Source organism: Chryseobacterium sp. Marseille-Q8038 (genome assembly GCF_965111995.1).
Window position 1 is genome coordinate 1,351,723 of the sequence record NZ_CBCOPN010000002.1, and the last position, 17,570, is coordinate 1,369,292.

Annotated in this window: 10 protein-coding genes; 4 read left to right on the forward strand and 6 right to left on the reverse strand. The window is 37.0% G+C overall.

The annotated features are described in order from the left end of the window. Nucleotide 1: 1 nt before the first annotated feature. Both ACWPWS_RS20130 and ACWPWS_RS20135 read right to left on the reverse strand, forming a co-directional pair. On the reverse strand, nt 2–2,119 hold the full coding sequence (locus tag ACWPWS_RS20130; protein WP_454047695.1) for a TonB-dependent receptor: 2,118 nt from the start codon (nt 2,117–2,119) through the stop codon (nt 2–4). A 308-nt stretch (nt 2,120–2,427) separates the two neighbouring features. Next, the gene (locus ACWPWS_RS20135; protein ID WP_454047696.1) at nt 2,428–3,198 is read right to left on the reverse strand and encodes a WG repeat-containing protein; all 771 of its coding nucleotides are present in this window, start codon (nt 3,196–3,198) and stop codon (nt 2,428–2,430) included. A 287-nt stretch (nt 3,199–3,485) separates the two neighbouring features. Between ACWPWS_RS20135 and ACWPWS_RS20140 the strand changes: the two genes are divergently transcribed. Together ACWPWS_RS20140 and ACWPWS_RS20145 are read left to right on the forward strand one after the other, a co-directional pair. Further along, nucleotides 3,486–6,269 carry a bifunctional aconitate hydratase 2/2-methylisocitrate dehydratase gene (locus ACWPWS_RS20140; RefSeq protein ID WP_209786738.1) on the forward strand — a complete coding sequence of 928 codons (2,784 nt, stop codon included), beginning with the start codon at nt 3,486–3,488 and terminating at the stop codon, nt 6,267–6,269. Between the two features lie 319 nt (nt 6,270–6,588). Next, nucleotides 6,589–8,856: an aconitate hydratase gene (locus ACWPWS_RS20145; protein ID WP_454047697.1), complete on the forward strand. Its 2,268-nt coding sequence runs from the start codon at nt 6,589–6,591 to the stop codon at nt 8,854–8,856. Between the two features lie 154 nt (nt 8,857–9,010). Here the strand turns inward: ACWPWS_RS20145 and ACWPWS_RS20150 are convergent, their stop codons facing one another. Continuing rightward, entirely contained in the window at nt 9,011–9,688 is a 678-nt protein-coding gene (locus ACWPWS_RS20150) for a LytR/AlgR family response regulator transcription factor (RefSeq protein WP_454047698.1), read from the reverse strand. Next, nucleotides 9,681–10,700, reverse strand: coding sequence for a sensor histidine kinase (locus ACWPWS_RS20155; RefSeq protein ID WP_454047699.1), 1,020 nt, complete (start codon nt 10,698–10,700; stop codon nt 9,681–9,683). The genes ACWPWS_RS20150 and ACWPWS_RS20155 overlap by 8 nt, the downstream gene beginning before the upstream one ends. A gap of 189 nt (nt 10,701–10,889) precedes the next feature. On the opposite strand from ACWPWS_RS20155, the gene ACWPWS_RS20160 reads away from it, so the two are divergent. Then, nucleotides 10,890–13,013: a TonB-dependent receptor domain-containing protein gene (locus ACWPWS_RS20160; RefSeq protein WP_454047700.1), complete on the forward strand. Its 2,124-nt coding sequence runs from the start codon at nt 10,890–10,892 to the stop codon at nt 13,011–13,013. A gap of 183 nt (nt 13,014–13,196) precedes the next feature. Then, a complete protein-coding gene (locus tag ACWPWS_RS20165; RefSeq protein ID WP_454047701.1) occupies nt 13,197–15,425 on the forward strand; it encodes an outer membrane beta-barrel protein in 2,229 nt (742 codons plus the stop codon). A 173-nt stretch (nt 15,426–15,598) separates the two neighbouring features. Here the strand turns inward: ACWPWS_RS20165 and ACWPWS_RS20170 are convergent, their stop codons facing one another. Both ACWPWS_RS20170 and thiH read right to left on the reverse strand, forming a co-directional pair. Beyond that, nucleotides 15,599–16,309 carry a HesA/MoeB/ThiF family protein gene (locus ACWPWS_RS20170; protein WP_454047702.1) on the reverse strand — a complete coding sequence of 237 codons (711 nt, stop codon included), beginning with the start codon at nt 16,307–16,309 and terminating at the stop codon, nt 15,599–15,601. A 142-nt stretch (nt 16,310–16,451) separates the two neighbouring features. Continuing rightward, nucleotides 16,452–17,570 carry a 2-iminoacetate synthase ThiH gene (gene thiH, locus ACWPWS_RS20175; RefSeq protein WP_454047703.1) on the reverse strand — a complete coding sequence of 373 codons (1,119 nt, stop codon included), beginning with the start codon at nt 17,568–17,570 and terminating at the stop codon, nt 16,452–16,454.

Genomic DNA, 17,570 nt, shown 5'->3' on the forward strand with positions numbered 1-17,570 from the left:
ATTATTGAATCTTCCAACTCACCCCAAACATAAAGTTTGTTCCTGCCTGAGAAAAATAGTAAGGTTGCCCTTCATATACGGATCCATTGTTCACATATTTTTTGTTGAACAGGTTATTCACCAACAGTTTTAAAGCGATTTCATTATTGGCAATTTTAAACTGATATTGCGCATTGAAGTCTGTCAGAAAATAATCTTTAAGCTGTAAATTTGCATCTTCGGTATTATCAAGATATTGTTTTCCCACATACTGGTTCATTACAACAAACTGGAAATTTTTTGTAGGGTTAAATTTCAAACTCAAATTAGCAATTACGTTCGGAGAAAATGAAATCTGTGTGTTTCCAAGACTTTTAGGAGTATCTCCATTTTGAATATTAAAATCCTGATTCCTGTTCTGGCTTAAGGTTACATTTCCGGAAACTTCCCATTGTTTGGATAGTTTTGCCAATGCTCCAACCTCAACCCCTCTTCTATAGCTCTTTCCTGAGTTTGTTCTGATGAATGCTCCTACGTTATTCAATTCTCCGTTTAAAACCAACTGATTCACATAATACATATAGTAAACATTCGCAGTAAGTGATACGATTCCGAACTGTTTTTCAAAACCAGCTTCAATATCATGAAGTTTTTCAGCTTTCACATCATTATTGGCCATCAGGTCATCTCTGTTCGGTTCACGGTGGGCATGAGCATAAGAAAGGAATACCTTCCCTCCTTCAATTCGGTAGTTCACCCCAGCTTTTGGATTAAAGAACAGCCAGTTTTTGCTTAAATCCGCACCTTCACCGTCACCCGCCATCAGGATTTTGGTATTGTAATTAATTTTTCTTAGCTGTAAATCACCAAAAAATTCAAAGTTATCTACTCTTAATAATGCTTTTGCAAAACCAGACACTTCATTCTTTACCGAGCGGTTTCTGTAGTATTCACTTTCATCAATCTGAGGGAAAAATACACCGGTAACATTTCCATAATGCCTTCCGTAATACTGATTCACAACAGCCCCAAAATTCAGATCCAGATTTTCAAACTTTCCATACAAAGTAGAAACCATTCCGTAGAAATCGTTATTAAGCCATTTTTTTCTGATAAAATCAGAGTATTTTATGGTTTGTCCACCTTCAATGATATCAGACAGATTATATCTTGAAAAAAGATTTCCCTGCTTATAGTTTTCGTAATATCCTTTTCCTTTGGTGTAATGAAAAGTTGTTTCCAGATTCCATCGGTCACTGAATTTTTGCTCCCAAAGTAACTGATAATGATTCTGTCGGTAATTATCGGTTTCATTGTCATAAAAACTTACAATATTCTCCCAATTGGCATCATAAATTGCTCCCGAAACATTGAATTTCGGGTCTGTTTCCCAGGTTTTACGATCAATCCCATTCCAGGCCTGATACGTTTTCTCTTTTCCACCGAAAGCCATTAAACGTAACTTCGTATTTCCCTCTTCAAATAAAGCGGTAAAATTATAAGAGTGTAAATTGGATGAAGCTCTATCGATATATCCATCAGAGTGAATATGGGTATATCTTCCCATTACAGAAAGACGGTTGTTCCAGAATTTCCCGGAGCCTATTTCAGCTGAATATTTATAGGTATTAAATGATCCGTAGCTGTCATCGGTTTTAAAATAAAACTTCTCTTCCGGATCTTTGGAAAGTACATTGATACTTGCTCCGAAAGCAGAAACACCATTATTGGAAGTTCCCACTCCTCTCTGAATGACAATCTGTGAGGCAGAACTTGTTAAATCCGGAACGTTTACAAAAAATGTTCCCTGGCTTTCAGAATCGTTGTACGGAACACCATTCATCATTACATTAATGGCACTTCCTGAAACTCCACGAATTCTAAAACCGGTATATCCCACTCCGTTTCCTGCATCTGAGGTGGAGATTACAGAAGTTTGATTTTTTAAAAGGATAGGAAGATCCTGTCCCAGATTTTTCCCGTCTAAATCTTTCTGTACATTGATGATTTCCTTTGCAACCGGAAGTCTTTTAGTAAAGTTGACCGCTTCAATTTCCCTGACCTTCAGAGAATCTCTATTCTGAGCCTGGATAAAAGCTACAGAGCTTACGCTAAGCCCTAAAAAAAATAATCCTTTCATTCTATAAATCTTTGACATTTAATGAATAAAAGGGGATCGATAAGATATTATACAATTCAGCGTCTTATGAAGACACATCCCTAAACAGCATTACCTGTTCCAGGTTCGTTGGGTATAATCTCAGCCTGTTAAAGCACCCCTTTATTTCAACGGCAAAAATACAAAAAATATATGAATTGGAATTCGGGTTGCGAGATACGGAATAGCGGATTGCGAGGTACAAAGTATTAGGTTATTGGATGAGGAAAAATACGATGAAAAATAGGAGTTATCAAATAAATCATTCATCATTCATCATTTATAATTATCTAGTAAATTTTGTTGTTGGAGTCGATATAGTAATAATTAGAGCCGTCTTTTGTCACTTCAAACATTTTTCCCAGTTTCCAGCTGAAATTTCTTTTAATATTCGAGTATTCAAACGGAATAACAATCTTATTGTTGACATCAATAACTCCGAATTTATCATTATTGGAAGCCACAATCATAGGATTAGCTACATCATCTCCCTCCAGAATAAACAGATACTGATATTGAGGATAGATCTGATATTGTCTGTAATCAGCTGCATTTACAAACTTTGATTTTTCAATAATTCCATAAAAGCCATTGAGAATATAGGCCTGAAACAACTGCTGTTTATATTCTTCGAATTTGCATTTTCCAAAATCTGCTTCTTTGAACTGATAAACTCTCTTTCCCGATTGGTCTACACGGTACGAAATCATATTTTTCTCTACCGTCGCATACTCTTTTGTTCCAAATTTTCTGACCTTTTCATTAGGTGAATTCAGAAGATTGCAGTCTTCATAAAAAAATACGGCAATATGATATTCCGGCTGAATAATAAATTTCCCATTCTGGTTAACATACCCGAACTGATCTCCTTTTTTCTTAGGAATCAAAAGAGGAAGATCTTTATTGATCACAACAAGATCAGCATTAGCTTTATTGGCTGCAATTGCTTTTTTAACCGTGCTTTTTGTTCCTTTCTTCGCAGGAATTTTCTTCACAGATTGAGCCTGAGAGAAAACGAAAATCGAAATAAAAACACATAAAACATTCAGGATATTTTTCATATTCTCCATTTGTTTACAAAAATACGACCAAAAATAGATATTATAAAATTCATATTTATAAAGAATCTAAATAATTTCATTCTTATAAAATAGTAAAATTTCGTAATTTTGGGAACATTTTGAATTGTTTGATAATTTTAAAAAACTTTTGGAAAAGTGTAGATTATGCTGACTTTATTCGGTTAATGTTGCATCAAAATGCGAGAACTCAAAATGTCATTAACTGTATTTATACACACCGATAAAGAAAAAGCAGGCCTACCTTTAATTTTGAAAGACCTTCTATTATGAGTATTTATAAGGATTACATCAAAGAGATTGAAGAAAGAAAAACCCAGGGGCTTCATCCAAAGCCAATTGATGGTGCTGAATTACTAAGCGAAATTATTACGCAAATTAAAGATTCAGGTAATGCTGACCGATCAGATTCTCTTCAATTTTTCATTTATAACACACTACCCGGAACGACAAGTGCAGCGGGAGTAAAAGCAAAATTTTTAAAAGAAATTATTCTGGGTGAATCCCTAGTAGAAGAAATTTCTCCGGCATTTGCCTTTGAATTATTATCTCATATGAAAGGTGGACCTTCTATTGAAGTGTTGTTAGACCTTGCTTTAGGAAATGATGCAGCAATTGCTAAAGAAGCGGCTAATGTTCTTAAAACACAGGTGTTCCTTTACGAAGCAGACACTACCCGTCTGAAGGAAGCATTCAATAGCGGTAACGAAATTGCAAAAGAAATTCTTGAAAGCTACGCGAAAGCTGAGTTTTTCACAAAACTTCCCGAAGTTGCTGAAGAAATTAAAGTAGTAACATTTATTGCAGGTGAAGGAGATATCTCTACAGATTTACTTTCTCCGGGTAATCAGGCTCACTCAAGATCAGACCGTGAACTTCATGGTAAATGTATGATTACTCCTCAGGCTCAGGAAGAGATTAAAGCTTTACAGGCTCAACATCCTGATGCAAGCGTTATGCTTATCGCTGAAAAAGGAACAATGGGTGTAGGTTCATCAAGAATGTCCGGAGTGAATAACGTTGCTCTTTGGACAGGAAAACAGGCGAGCCCATATGTACCATTCGTAAATATTGCTCCAATTGTAGGAGGAACAAATGGTATTTCCCCAATCTTCCTTACCACAGTAGACGTTACCGGAGGTATTGGTGTTGACCTTAAAAACTGGGTAAAGAAAGTTGACGAAAACGGAAACCCAATTCGTAACGAAAATGGTGACATTGTTCTTGAAGAAGCATATTCAGTAGCTACAGGAACCGTTTTAACGATTAATACAAAAGAAAAGAAATTATATAACGGCGATAAAGAATTGATCGACCTTACCAAATCTTTCACTCCGCAAAAGATGGAATTCATCAAAGCGGGTGGATCTTACGCCATTGTATTTGGTAAAAAACTACAGACATTTGCCGCTCAGCTTTTAGGAGTTGAAGCTCCTGCTGTTTTTGCTCCGTCAAAAGAAATTTCTCATGAAGGACAAGGACTAACCGCTGTAGAAAAAATATTCAACAGAAACGCTGTTGGAACTACTCCAGGGAAAGTTTTACACGCTGGTTCAGACGTTCGTGTACAGGTAAATATCGTTGGATCTCAGGATACGACAGGTCTTATGACTTCTCAAGAGCTTGAATCCATGGCAGCAACTGTGATTTCGCCAATCGTTGACGGTGCTTACCAGTCAGGATGTCACACCGCTTCTGTTTGGGATAAGAAAGCTCAGGCTAATATTCCGAAGCTAATGAGATTCATGAACGAGTTCGGTTTGATTACAGCCCGTGACCCGAAAGGTGAATACCACGCAATGACTGACGTAATCCACAAAGTACTGAATGATATCACTGTAGATGAGTGGGCTATCATCATTGGTGGTGACTCTCACACCAGAATGTCTAAAGGGGTGGCTTTCGGTGCTGACTCAGGAACTGTTGCCCTTGCATTAGCTACTGGTGAAGCTTCTATGCCAATTCCGGAATCTGTGAAAGTAACATTCAAAGGAAACATGAAAGAACACATGGATTTCCGTGATGTGGTTCATGCAACGCAGGCTCAGATGCTGAAGCAGTTTGGAGGAGAAAACGTATTCCAGGGTAGAATCATTGAGGTTCACATCGGAACACTTCCTGCTGACCAGGCATTTACCTTTACAGACTGGACTGCTGAGATGAAGGCAAAAGCTTCTATCAACATTTCTGAAGATAATACTTTGATCGAATCACTGGAAATTGCAAAAGGAAGAATCCAGATCATGATTGATAAGGGGATGGATAACCACAACAAAGTTCTTCAGGGATTAATTGATAAAGCAAATAAGAGAATTGAAGAAATCAGATCAGGAGAAAAACCTGCTTTGACTCCGGATTCCAATGCTAAATATTATGCAGAAGTAGTGGTAGATCTTGATGTAATTGTTGAACCAATGATTGCTGACCCGGATGTAAACAATGATGATGTATCTAAAAGATATACTCACGATACCATCAGAGATCTTTCTTATTATGGAGGCGAGAAAAAAGTAGACCTTGGATTCGTAGGATCTTGTATGGTTCACAAAGGAGACCTTAAGATCGTTTCTCAGATGCTTAGAAACATTGAAAAACAACAAGGAAAGGTAGAATTTAGCGCACCTCTTGTAGTTGCCGCTCCTACTTATAACATCATTGACGAATTAAAGGCAGAAGGAGACTGGGAATTATTAGAAAAATATTCCGCTTTTGAATTTGATGATAATGCTCCAAAAGGAGAAGCTCGTGTTGAATACAAAAACGTAATGTACCTTGAGCGTCCTGGATGTAACCTTTGTATGGGTAACCAGGAAAAAGCAGCAAAAGGAGATACTGTTTTAGCAACTTCTACCCGTCTTTTCCAGGGAAGAGTAGTGGAAGATTCTGAACGTAAAAAAGGAGAATCTCTGCTTGCTTCAACTCCGGTTGTAGTTCTTTCTGCGATTATCGGAAGAATTCCTAGCATTGATGAGTACAAAGCTGCTGTTGAGGGTATTGACCTTACTACTTTTGTTCCTTCTATCAAAGAATTGACAAGTACAAGCGCTCACTAAGAGATTAATAAATACGTCGAAAGACTTATTTTAAACTATATCATTGGAAGATTTTGGTCCTTTAGGATTTAAAATCTTCCAATTTTTTGTTTAGAACGTTTCTATTTTAAGATAGTTACGTTTTTTTTTCGATAAAATCCGGAAAATAAATTCTATTTTTTCTTAAATTGAAAGTTATAAAATCTATTGATTTTAAAGTCAAAAACACCCTATTTATGGATTATAGGAACGTTTTTTGATGCATTAAAAGTGATTTTTCTTTTTCAAACACCAGAGAAAAAGAAGCATTAACGGAAAAAGAACAAAATTAAAATACGATATGACTTTTGATATTGATATGATCAAAAAAGTGTACGAGCGTTACCCGGAAAGAATTGCAGCAGCAAGACAAATCGTGGGAAAACCTCTTACCCTTTCAGAAAAAATTCTTTACACCCATCTTTGGGAAGGAAATGCTACACAAGAATATGAAAGAGGAAACTCTTATGTAGACTTTGCGCCAGACAGAGTAGCGATGCAGGATGCAACCGCTCAGATGGCACTTTTACAGTTTATGCAGGCAGGAAAAGCTAAAGTAGCGGTTCCTTCTACGGCTCATGCGGATCACCTGATCCAGGCGAAAGTAGGTGCTGATAAAGATTTACAGGAAGGGATCAACAAAAACTCCGAAGTATTCAACTTCTTAAGTTCTGTATGTGATAAATACGGAATCGGGTTCTGGAAACCGGGAGCAGGGATCATTCACCAGGTAGTACTGGAAAATTATGCTTTCCCTGGGGGGATGATGATCGGTACAGACTCTCACACGGTAAATGCCGGAGGACTTGGAATGGTAGCGATTGGTGTAGGAGGTGCTGATGCCGTAGACGTAATGGCAGGAATGGCCTGGGAACTTAAGATGCCCAAACTTATCGGGGTAAAATTAACCGGTAAAATGAACGGATGGACTTCAGCAAAAGATGTCATCTTAAAAGTAGCCGGAATTCTTACCGTAAAAGGAGGTACAGGATGTATCGTAGAATATTTCGGTGAAGGGGCAGAATCACTTTCTGCAACAGGTAAAGGAACCATCTGTAACATGGGTGCAGAAATCGGAGCTACAACGTCTACTTTCGGATACGATGATTCTATGAGAAGATATCTTGCCGCTACCGGAAGACAGGATGTGGTAGATGCTGCCGATAAAATTGCAGAACATTTAACAGGTGATGCTGAAGTATATGCCAACCCGGAACAATATTTCGACCAATTAATAGAAATTAACCTTTCTGAACTGACTCCACACTTAAACGGACCTTTCACTCCGGACCTGGCGACCCCAGTTGCTGAATTCAGAGCTAAAGCTGAGGCTAACGGATGGCCTTTAGAAGTTGAGTGGGCGCTTATCGGTTCTTGTACCAACTCTTCTTATGAAGATTTATCAAGAGCGGCTTCCATTGTAGAAGATGCGGTATCAAAAGGAGTAAAACCTAAAGCTATTTTAGGAATCAACCCAGGTTCTGAACAGGTGAAATTCACAGCGGAAAGAGACGGTTTCTTAGATTCTTTCAGAAAATTTGAAAATGCAAGAATCTTTACCAATGCTTGTGGACCATGTATCGGGCAATGGGACAGAGAAGGGGCGGAAAAAGGAGAGAAAAACTCTATTATTCACTCTTTCAACAGAAACTTCGCCAAAAGAGCAGATGGTAACCCAAATACCCACGCATTTGTAGCTTCTCCTGAAATGGTAGCTGCTGTTGCTATCTCAGGTAGATTAGATTTCAACCCAATTACAGATACTTTAACTAACGAAGCAGGTGAACAGGTAAAGCTTGATGAGCCTAAAGGTTTTGAGCTTCCTGAAAAAGGTTTTGCTGTAGATGACAACGGATACCAGGCTCCTTCGCAAGATGGTTCCAGCGTTGTTGTTAACGTAAGCCCAACTTCAGATAGACTGCAGTTATTAGAAGAATTCCCGGCTTGGGATGGTAAAAACATTGAGGGCGCTAAGGTATTGATCAAAGCTTTCGGAAAATGTACTACCGACCACATTTCTATGGCTGGACCATGGTTGAAATACAGAGGTCACTTAGATAATATTTCAAACAACATGTTGATTGGAGCTGTAAATGCTTACAACATGGAAACCAATAAGGTTAAAAATGAATTAACCGGTGAATACGGTGAAGTTCCGGCTGTACAAAGAGCTTACAAAGCAGCAGGCGTTCCAACAATTGTTGTGGGAGACCAGAACTATGGTGAAGGTTCCTCAAGAGAGCACGCTGCAATGGAGCCTAGACACCTTGGTGTGAAAGCTGTATTGGTAAAATCATTTGCGAGAATCCACGAAACTAACCTTAAAAAACAAGGAATGCTGGGAATTACTTTCGCTAATGAAGCTGATTATGACAAAATTCTGGAAGATGACACGGTTAACTTCTTAGATCTTGATCAGTTCGCTCCAGGAAAACAACTGACTTTAGAATTCGTTCATGCTGACGGAACTAAAGATATCGTCATGGCCAACCATACTTACAACGATCAACAAATTGAGTGGTTTAAGGCAGGTTCTGCTCTGAACCTGATCAAACAACAGGAAAATTAAGATTAATTGTTAGATTAATATAAAGGCGGCTTCAATAGAAGTCGTCTTTTTTATTATCATACCAAAAATTCCTGCTAATCAATTCAATAGGAGCGGACTTTAGTCCACATTTAAAATTATAAAATACATCTGGCTTTAGCCAAAACTTACAATTTTACTTTAATCTATCCAGAAGACCTGCTCTATAGCTTTCTCCAATGGGAATTTCATACTCGGGAAAGTTCACTTTTTTAGCACCAATGCTTTTTATTTTATCCAAATTGACAATAAAGGATTTATGAACACGTACAAACCTCTCGGAAAGCTGAATTTCCATTGATTTAAGCGTATCCAGTACAATAAACTCATCGGTTTCCGTCCGGATATTGACATAATCTTTGATACTTTCCACGTACAAAATCTCATTAAAACCAATACGATGTCTTTGCCCCGAGGATTTCACAAAGAAATATGAATTTTCCTCCTGAGGAAAAGAAAACCGTTCCTGCACCTTTAATGCACTCTTTTGAAATCTTTCAAATGAAATAGGTTTCAGCAGATAATCCACAACATTATGTTCATATCCTTCCAGGGCATATTCTGAATAAGCCGTTGTTAAAATATATTTTTGATCAGGTCCTACAATCTTCATAAAATTGATTCCCGTAAGCTCCGGCATCTGAATATCTAAAAAGATAAGGTCTGAATCGTTTTTCTGAAGGTATTCTAAAGCCAAAATCGGGTTCTCTGTAGAAAATACCAGCTCAAGAAAAGGGAGTTTTTCTACATAATGCTCAAGAAGAGAGATTGCCAGTGGCTCGTCATCAACAATAATGCATTTTATCTTATTCATCGCGTAAATCAATTTTTAAGTCTACAATAAACTCTGTTTCCGAATCTCTGATCTCCAGCTGATGGTTGGGATACAATATTTCCAGTCTTTTTTTCACATTCTGAATTCCTATTCCGGAAACGGTATCTTTCATTTTCTGTGTTTTAAAATTGAAAAGATAAAAATGCAGCATTTTATCATGATCTGAGATTTTCATTTCAAAACCTTTATCACGGAAATCTCCATGTTTAAAAGCATTTTCAACAAAAGGAACCAACAGCATTGGCGAGATCTTAAGGTGAGGATACTGAATATTTTTTTCTATGAGCAACAGCTCAGGTTTTCTGATTCTAAGTTTCTCCAGGGCAATCAGGCTATCAATATATCCAATTTCCTTATCCAAAGGAATTGAATCTTTTTCAAGATCCTTTGTGCTGTATCTTAACAATTGTCCCAGTTCTTCAATTGCTGGCAAGGCTTTGTCTGATTTCTGATAGACAAGAGAATATATATTATTTAATGAATTAAAAATAAAATGAGGATTGATCTGGGTTTTTAATGCCTGAAGCTCTGCCTGTTTCTTTTCAATCAGCAGCTGCTTTTTATCATTTTCAGCAACACCATATTTCTCCAGTATCCATAAAATCCCAGCTATAAAAGTAGTCAGAGAGCTATTGTAAATATTATCGAAAAAATAATAGAGAAGGCCTGTTCTCTCATCATAATTCCGGAATCCAAGAGTAGAAGGGAGGATCATTTCCTCCAAAGCATATCTCATGCTGGCAAAACACAAAAGGGTCAGAATAAAAACGAAAACCGCTGAATACAGTTTCTCAAGTTTAAAAACCTTTGGAAATATAAACAGATAGGAAATATAGAAGGTAGCAATTTTTACAATAAAGAAGGTAATTCTCAAAATATGTACTTCACGACGATTGCTCTCCGGTATAAAAAAATTAGGAGTAATAACGGTTCCAAAAAAATTGAATCCCCAATAAATAATTTGCAGCCAGATAATTTGCTTTTTATTCATACTCAAAGATAAATCTCTATCAGGATAATTCGTTAACCCTTTTCGATAAAAACCTGTTTTTTCCCGATGAAACTTTTTTGATAAGCATAATCATGCCCTTCATCTAAATGCTATTTCATTTCAAAGGCACCTCCAATACTTTTGCCAAAGAAATGTAACACAATCGTCATTTAATCCATCATTTATCATATGAAAAAACACATTTTATTTATGGTTACCCTTGCTTGTTCTTTTGCTACAGCACAAACAAAAGACACTGCGAACGTCAACAAAATTGAGGCAGTAACAGTAAATGTTAAGAAAGTTCTGGTAGAGCGTAAAGTAGATCGTCTTGTTTATAATGTTCAGAATTCTATGCTTTCACAAGGAAGTTCCGGAACTGAGGTGTTGGCTGGCACTCCTTTATTACAGGTGGATGAAAATAAAGGTCTTCTTTCCATTGCAGGAAAAAATGGAGTTTCTGTGATGGTAAATGACCGGATGCTTAATCTTTCCGGATCTGAACTGATCAACTATCTCCGAAACCTTCGCTCTGAAAACATCCTGAAAGTTGAAGTGATCACGACTCCGCCTGCCAAGTATGAAGCACAGGGAAATAGCGGAATCATTAATATTGTCCTTAAAAAGAATCAGAATCTTGGATGGAACGGCTACCTGACTACTAATTACACTCAAAAAACATATGCTGCATTCAGTACGGTAGCAGGAATAAATTATCAGAATGAAAAGATTAAAGCTTCCGTAAAGCTGATGGGATATGATGGTGACAAAAAATCGGTAGAAAATTATAGAATTATGGGGCAAAGTTCTTCTATCAGCAGAAATGAGAGAAGGGATATGAATGACGGGCTCGGTCTGAATGCCAATTTTGATTATTCACTTTCTAAAAACTCCAATATCGGATTGGTATACGATATTACAAAGGGGCATACCAATATGGATATCAATTCAACACAAAGTTACTTTACAGATGGTACGCCTACTTTACAAACAGAGACGGATTCAAAGCATCGTTCTCCATATACAACCCAAATGCTTAATCTGTATTTTGACCAGAAATTTGGAGAACATAAGCTAAGTTTTGGTGCCAATTATTATGGAAACCTTCCTGATACGGAGGTCAATTTTACCACAAAAAATGTTGCTGATAATTCAATGCAGACGGTAAGAAATCTTTCTGGTGTAGACTATAAAATCTATTCAGGGCAGGCTGATCTGACTTTAAACTTAAAAAAAATTCAGTTGGAAACCGGCGCTAAATACAGTCAGTTTTCTAATAATTCTGACATTGGATATTTCAATTTCATCCATGGAAATTATACCATAGATCCTGCAAAGAGCAATCTTTTTGATTATAATGAAAAAAATTATGCCGCTTATGTCAGTGCCAGTAAAGATCTTGGTGAAAAATGGTCGGTGAAAGCAGGATTACGTTATGAATATTCACAAACCAATGGATTCTCTCCTACTACCCTGTCTAAATCCGAGAATAATTACGGAAAATTTTTCCCTACAGCCTATGTTTCCTATAAAGCCAGTCAGGATAACCAATTCAGTATTAACTATTCCCGAAGAATCAACCGTCCTTATTTCCGGGCTTTAGATCCTTTCCGATGGTATTCTAATCCTAATACATATTATGCCGGAAACCCAAGTCTGCAGCCTTCTTTTAATCATAATATTGAATTCAATTATATTTTTAAAAATAAATTCTCAGCCAATCTTTATTATCAGAGAACAAAGAATAATTTTGACCAGATTTCCCTCCTGAACGGCATTGATCTTATCAGTACCTATGAAAACTATTACAACCAGAATATTTACGGGATCAATTTCAATTATACAGATACTTTTTTCAAAATCTGGGAAAGTAATATTTCAACCTCGTTCAGTTATAATGAAACACAGATTACAAGATTTAATCTGGTTCCTAAAAACGGTCAGTCATTTTATTATTCTCTCAACAATACATTCCAGCTGAACAAGGCTAAGACCTTCATGCTATTTGTCAATTATTGGCATAATCTTCCCTCGAGAAACGGCTCCGCTTCCATCAAAGGTGTAGTAAGTTTTGATGCGGGAGTAAAAATGAGCTTTGTGGAAAAAGCCCTGCAGGTCAATCTTTCAGTGAGTGATATTTTTAAACAATCCGGATTTAAGGCTGATCTGTATTTTACAGATAATACACAATCATTCAACAACTATTGGGATGCACGAAGAATGACACTCAGCATCACCTACAATTTTGGGAATCAGAAAGTAAAATCGAACAAAAGAGCGATCAATTTTGAAGAAAAAGATCGAGCACAATAATAATTTATAGCAAGAATTCCTGTTATTGCACGAAATGGCCATTCGACAGTATTAAGAAGGCTTTTTACTTCTTCTGCATAATATGATTTTATTGAATTTTCTTCATTGAAATAAATAAAATTACTGTGCTGATTGTAACAAAATTTGTTTTTCATCGTCTAACCGAATAGTAGTAAAAACATTATGAAAAAAACTATATTCGCTTTATCTCTGGTAAGTTCTATGCTGGTTTTCTCTCAGGAAAAGAGCAATACAACTTCTAAAGAGAAACAAATTGAAGGTATTGTCATCACTAAAACTAAAAAAGCCGTTGAACAAAAGGCGGACCGTACTATTTTTGACTTTTCTGAACAACCTCAACTGAATAACGGAAACGTTCTGGAAGGAATTAAAAAACTTCCCGGGCTTGTATCTACGGACATTGCCGGAATGATGTATCAGGGAAAAATGCTGGAAGTGTATCTTAACGGAAGACCTCTGAACATCACATCCAATGAGCTGAACTCCTTCCTGGAAGGAATGCCGGCTAATTCTGTAGAAAGAATTGAGGTAATTACCCAGCCTGGAGCTGAGTTCCCGGCTACTTCCGGAGGGGCTATCATGAATATTATCACCAACAAAAATGCCAATAAATATTTAACAGCTACTTATTCGGGGAATTATTCTTTCACGAATTATGACAAATACAGAAGCAGAACAACCAATTCTGTTAATTTAAATGCCAGAAATAAATATTTCGGATGGCAGCTGAACGTAGGACAGAATTACCGTGAAAGTATGCTGAATGGCCAGCAGGATGAGCTTTTAACAAGCCATACCGATAGATACGCACGGGGATATTTTGCAAAATCCGGATTGACTTTTGATGTAGGACAGGACAGATTATTATTAAACTACGATATTTATCACAACAATAATGACAACTACACTTTAAGTGACGGGCATGGAGATTTACCGTTCAAGAGAAATCTGAAAGATTTAAGAGAAGCTTTCTATACATCTTCGGATGTTGCTCATACCGATAATTTGAGACAGGAAGCTGTGGTAACGTATCAGAAACGTTTTGCTGACAAATCTCAAAAACTGGACTTCCAGTTCGGGTATACAAGATCAGACAGCAAATTTGCTCAGGATAACTACTTTCAGGATGGGACATTTGTAGAGTATCCCACTGAACCTCTCGATAGTCCTACCAATGGATTAAAAGATATTCTGAATAATAAATCTGTCATGAATATTGCCAACTTTAAAGTAGATTATGCCCAGCCTATCAAGCTTCTTGATGGTGGAAAAGTAAGCTTCGGCGGATTGTATGAAAAACAGGATTACGATACAAAAAGTTTTGGCTTAACCAATCTTGAATATCAGAGACAGACTGCTTCAACCTATTTAGAGTTTCAGGCGAAATTGAAAAAGTTTGATTTCACCTTGGGTTCGCGGGCTGAAAATTATGATATTTCCGGAGTAACAAGATATTTTGATAAGGATGCAAAACTGGTGGAAGCGAATTTGATTCCCTTCAATAAGTTTAAGTTTTTCCCGAATGCAAGTGTACAGTATAACATGATGAATCAGGTTTATATTGCCGCGAATTACAACAGAAAAATCAGCTTACCAAGTATTTCTGCCTTAAACCCGAATAACGTGACGTTCTCCGGACCAAGTACGGAAGTAAACGGTAACCCGAATCTACAACCCACTATTTTTGATAATTATGAAATAAAAGTATCCGCTTTTGATTATGCATTTATCGGATATAGTGTAAGTTCGGCAAGCAATCAGGTGGCACAGATCATCAGAAAAGACGGAAGAAAACTCTTTAATGAGCAGGTGAACATTTCAAATATGAAAATTCACAATTTCAATGTGGGATTACCCGTTCCTTTTATGATTTTCAGCAAGCCTTTGAGCGAGATTATGAAATTTAATTTTAATCCTGATAAAATTAATTTCATGTACTTATATGCTGGTTATCAGAAACATGAAATCGACAATCTGAACAATAAAGGATTCTGGATTTTCAATATCATGACGCAGATTATCTTGCCTAAAGATATCAAACTGACAGCCAATTACAGTTATCTGACGCCAAAAGCAGGATATTTCTACTTTACAGCAGAGAAGCCTTTCAACAACTCGCTTGATATTACACTGACGAAGAAGTTTATGAACAACCGTTTGACACTTTCTGTTTTTGCGAATGATATTTTCAACGGACAGATGATGCAGGTACGTTCTAATCCGCCATCAGGAACTCCGGTAATGATCTATAGTAAATATGATACAAGAAACTTCGGACTTTCTATCAATTATAAAATTCCAACAAGAAATAAACTGGCGAAAGAGGATCCAAATATTCTTAACCAGACCAAAAAAGAAGATAACGGCGGCGTAATGCAGCAGGCACAATAATTTTTTGAGATAAAATAAAAGAGGCGGCACCTAAGGTGACCGCCTCTTTTTTGTATTGAATATAGGTTTTGGCTAAATATTCTAAAAAGCAAAACGAGCTAAAGCTCATTCCTATTGATATTAAAATGGTGTTATTTGTGAAAACATTAGTGATATTAGTGTTTATATTTACATCAAAAATCTATTGTCTGAAATCTCCAATCCATTGCATCTATCAATGTAAGCTGATTTATATGTACGGGAAGGCCGGTGATAATTTTTAAAGTCTGAAGAGCCATCATACTGCCTATTATTCCTGGCAAAGCGCCTAAAACACCAAGGCTGTCGCAATCCGGCATCTCTTCATCAAAAGGCGGTTCAGGGAAAATATCCCTAAGATTTTTACTCCCGAGATGATTGAAAACTGCAACCTGTCCGGAAAATCCTAAAATACTGCCATAAACAAGCGTTTTTTTCAATGTTACACAGGTATCATTCACCAGATACCTTGTTGAAAAATTGTCTGAACCGTCAATAATAACATCGTACTGAGAAAGTATTTTTTCAGCATTATTTTCATTTATTTTCTCTTCGATTCCTGTAAATGCAACCTGATGGTTAAGTTTTTCTACAAATGTTCCGGCACTCTTCACTTTGGATAATCCTACGCTGTTTTCAGTGTGAATAATCTGTCTGTTCAGGTTATGAAGTTCCACCTCATCAAAATCTGCAACGCCTAAAGTGCCCACTCCTGCAGCAGCCAGATATTGTATAACAGGACTTCCCAATCCTCCTGCGCCAATAACGAGAACTTTAGAATCTATTATTTTCTTTTGTCCTTCCAGCCCTATTTCTTCGATAAATATCTGCCGGCTGTATCGTGAAAAATGATCTTCTTTTTTCATACTTTATGATAATTGAACCATTAAGATTCTTTAGGTTTGTAAGGAAAGTTAAGTTGAGCTTCGCTTCAAAAAAGATAGTATCTTAAAAATCTTCGATTTTTCTTAAATAACCTTCTTCAAATTTCTTAATGGTTTAAAAATTTTAAAATCCACTATACACAGAATCCCAGTCTTTCATAACAGGATCATAACCCGATTTTTTGATCATGAGCCTGATTTCCTCCATGCTTCGTTCGTCACTGGTTTCAAACTGTTCCAGAGATTCTTTATCTACAGCATAGCCTCCCGGGTTTGTTTTTGAACCGGCACTCATGGCTGTTGCTCCCAGAGATACTATATTATTTCTAAAGACCTCATTTTCTCTGGTGGAAATAGAGATTTCCAGGTCTTCATTCCAGATTCTGTAGGCACAGATGAGTTGAAGGAGGTCTTTGTCTTCCATAATAAAATTCGGTTCAATAATTCCTTCAGCCGGTCTGAGCCTGGGAAAGGAAACAGAAAACTTACTTTTCCAATATTGTTTCTGAAGATAATCTATGTGTAACGCGTTGAAAAAACTGTCCACTCTCCAGTCTTCAAGTCCAAGAAGAACGCCCAGCCCAATTTTATGGATTCCTGCTCTTCCTATCCTGTCCGGTGTTTCCAGGCGAAAATGGAAATTTGATTTTTTTCCTTTCGGGTGATATTCTCTGTAAACATCCTGATGATATGTCTCCTGATACACCAAAACGGAATGCACTCCTTCTTCATGAAGCAGTTTGTATTCTTCTTCCAATAATGGCTGAACTTCAATGGAAATATTGGAAAAATGAGGTTTTAACTTGCGGACAGCATTCTGAAAGTAAGGAACTCCTACTATTTTATTGGCTTCTCCACTTACCAGCAATACGTGATTCACACTCATTGATTTCAAAACCGATGCTTCAATCATCAGTTCCGTATCGGAAAGCGTTTTCCTTTTCAGATGATTATCAAGACTGAATCCACAGTAGGTACAGATATTCTGACATTCATTGCTGAGGTACAGCGGTGCATACAGCTGAATGGTTTTTCCAAATCTTTTTTGGGTAAGCATCTGTGTCATTCCTGCCATCAGTTCCAGTTCCTGAGAAGCGGCTGGCGACAGGAGATTCAGAAAATCATCAAGCGTTTTATTCTTTTTTTGAAGACTGTATCTTACATCAGACAAGCTTACTTTTTCAAGCTTATTCTTTACCTCATCCCATTGGTAGTTTTCAAAAACATCTTTGAAGCTTTTCAT

Excerpts from the sequence above, each read along its gene's own strand:
- ACWPWS_RS20130 (WP_454047695.1), bottom strand. The coding sequence starts at position 2,119 with ATGAAAGGATTATTTTTTTTAGGGCTTAGCGTAAGCTCTGTAGCTTTT.
- ACWPWS_RS20135 (WP_454047696.1), bottom strand. The coding sequence starts at position 3,198 with ATGAAAAATATCCTGAATGTTTTATGTGTTTTTATTTCGATTTTCGTT.
- ACWPWS_RS20140 (WP_209786738.1), top strand. The coding sequence starts at position 3,486 with ATGAGTATTTATAAGGATTACATCAAAGAGATTGAAGAAAGAAAAACC.
- ACWPWS_RS20145 (WP_454047697.1), top strand. The coding sequence starts at position 6,589 with ATGACTTTTGATATTGATATGATCAAAAAAGTGTACGAGCGTTACCCG.
- ACWPWS_RS20150 (WP_454047698.1), bottom strand. The coding sequence starts at position 9,688 with ATGAATAAGATAAAATGCATTATTGTTGATGACGAGCCACTGGCAATC.
- ACWPWS_RS20155 (WP_454047699.1), bottom strand. The coding sequence starts at position 10,700 with ATGAATAAAAAGCAAATTATCTGGCTGCAAATTATTTATTGGGGATTC.
- ACWPWS_RS20160 (WP_454047700.1), top strand. The coding sequence starts at position 10,890 with ATGAAAAAACACATTTTATTTATGGTTACCCTTGCTTGTTCTTTTGCT.
- ACWPWS_RS20165 (WP_454047701.1), top strand. The coding sequence starts at position 13,197 with ATGAAAAAAACTATATTCGCTTTATCTCTGGTAAGTTCTATGCTGGTT.
- ACWPWS_RS20170 (WP_454047702.1), bottom strand. The coding sequence starts at position 16,309 with ATGAAAAAAGAAGATCATTTTTCACGATACAGCCGGCAGATATTTATC.
- thiH (WP_454047703.1), bottom strand. The coding sequence starts at position 17,570 with ATGAAAAGCTTCAAAGATGTTTTTGAAAACTACCAATGGGATGAGGTA.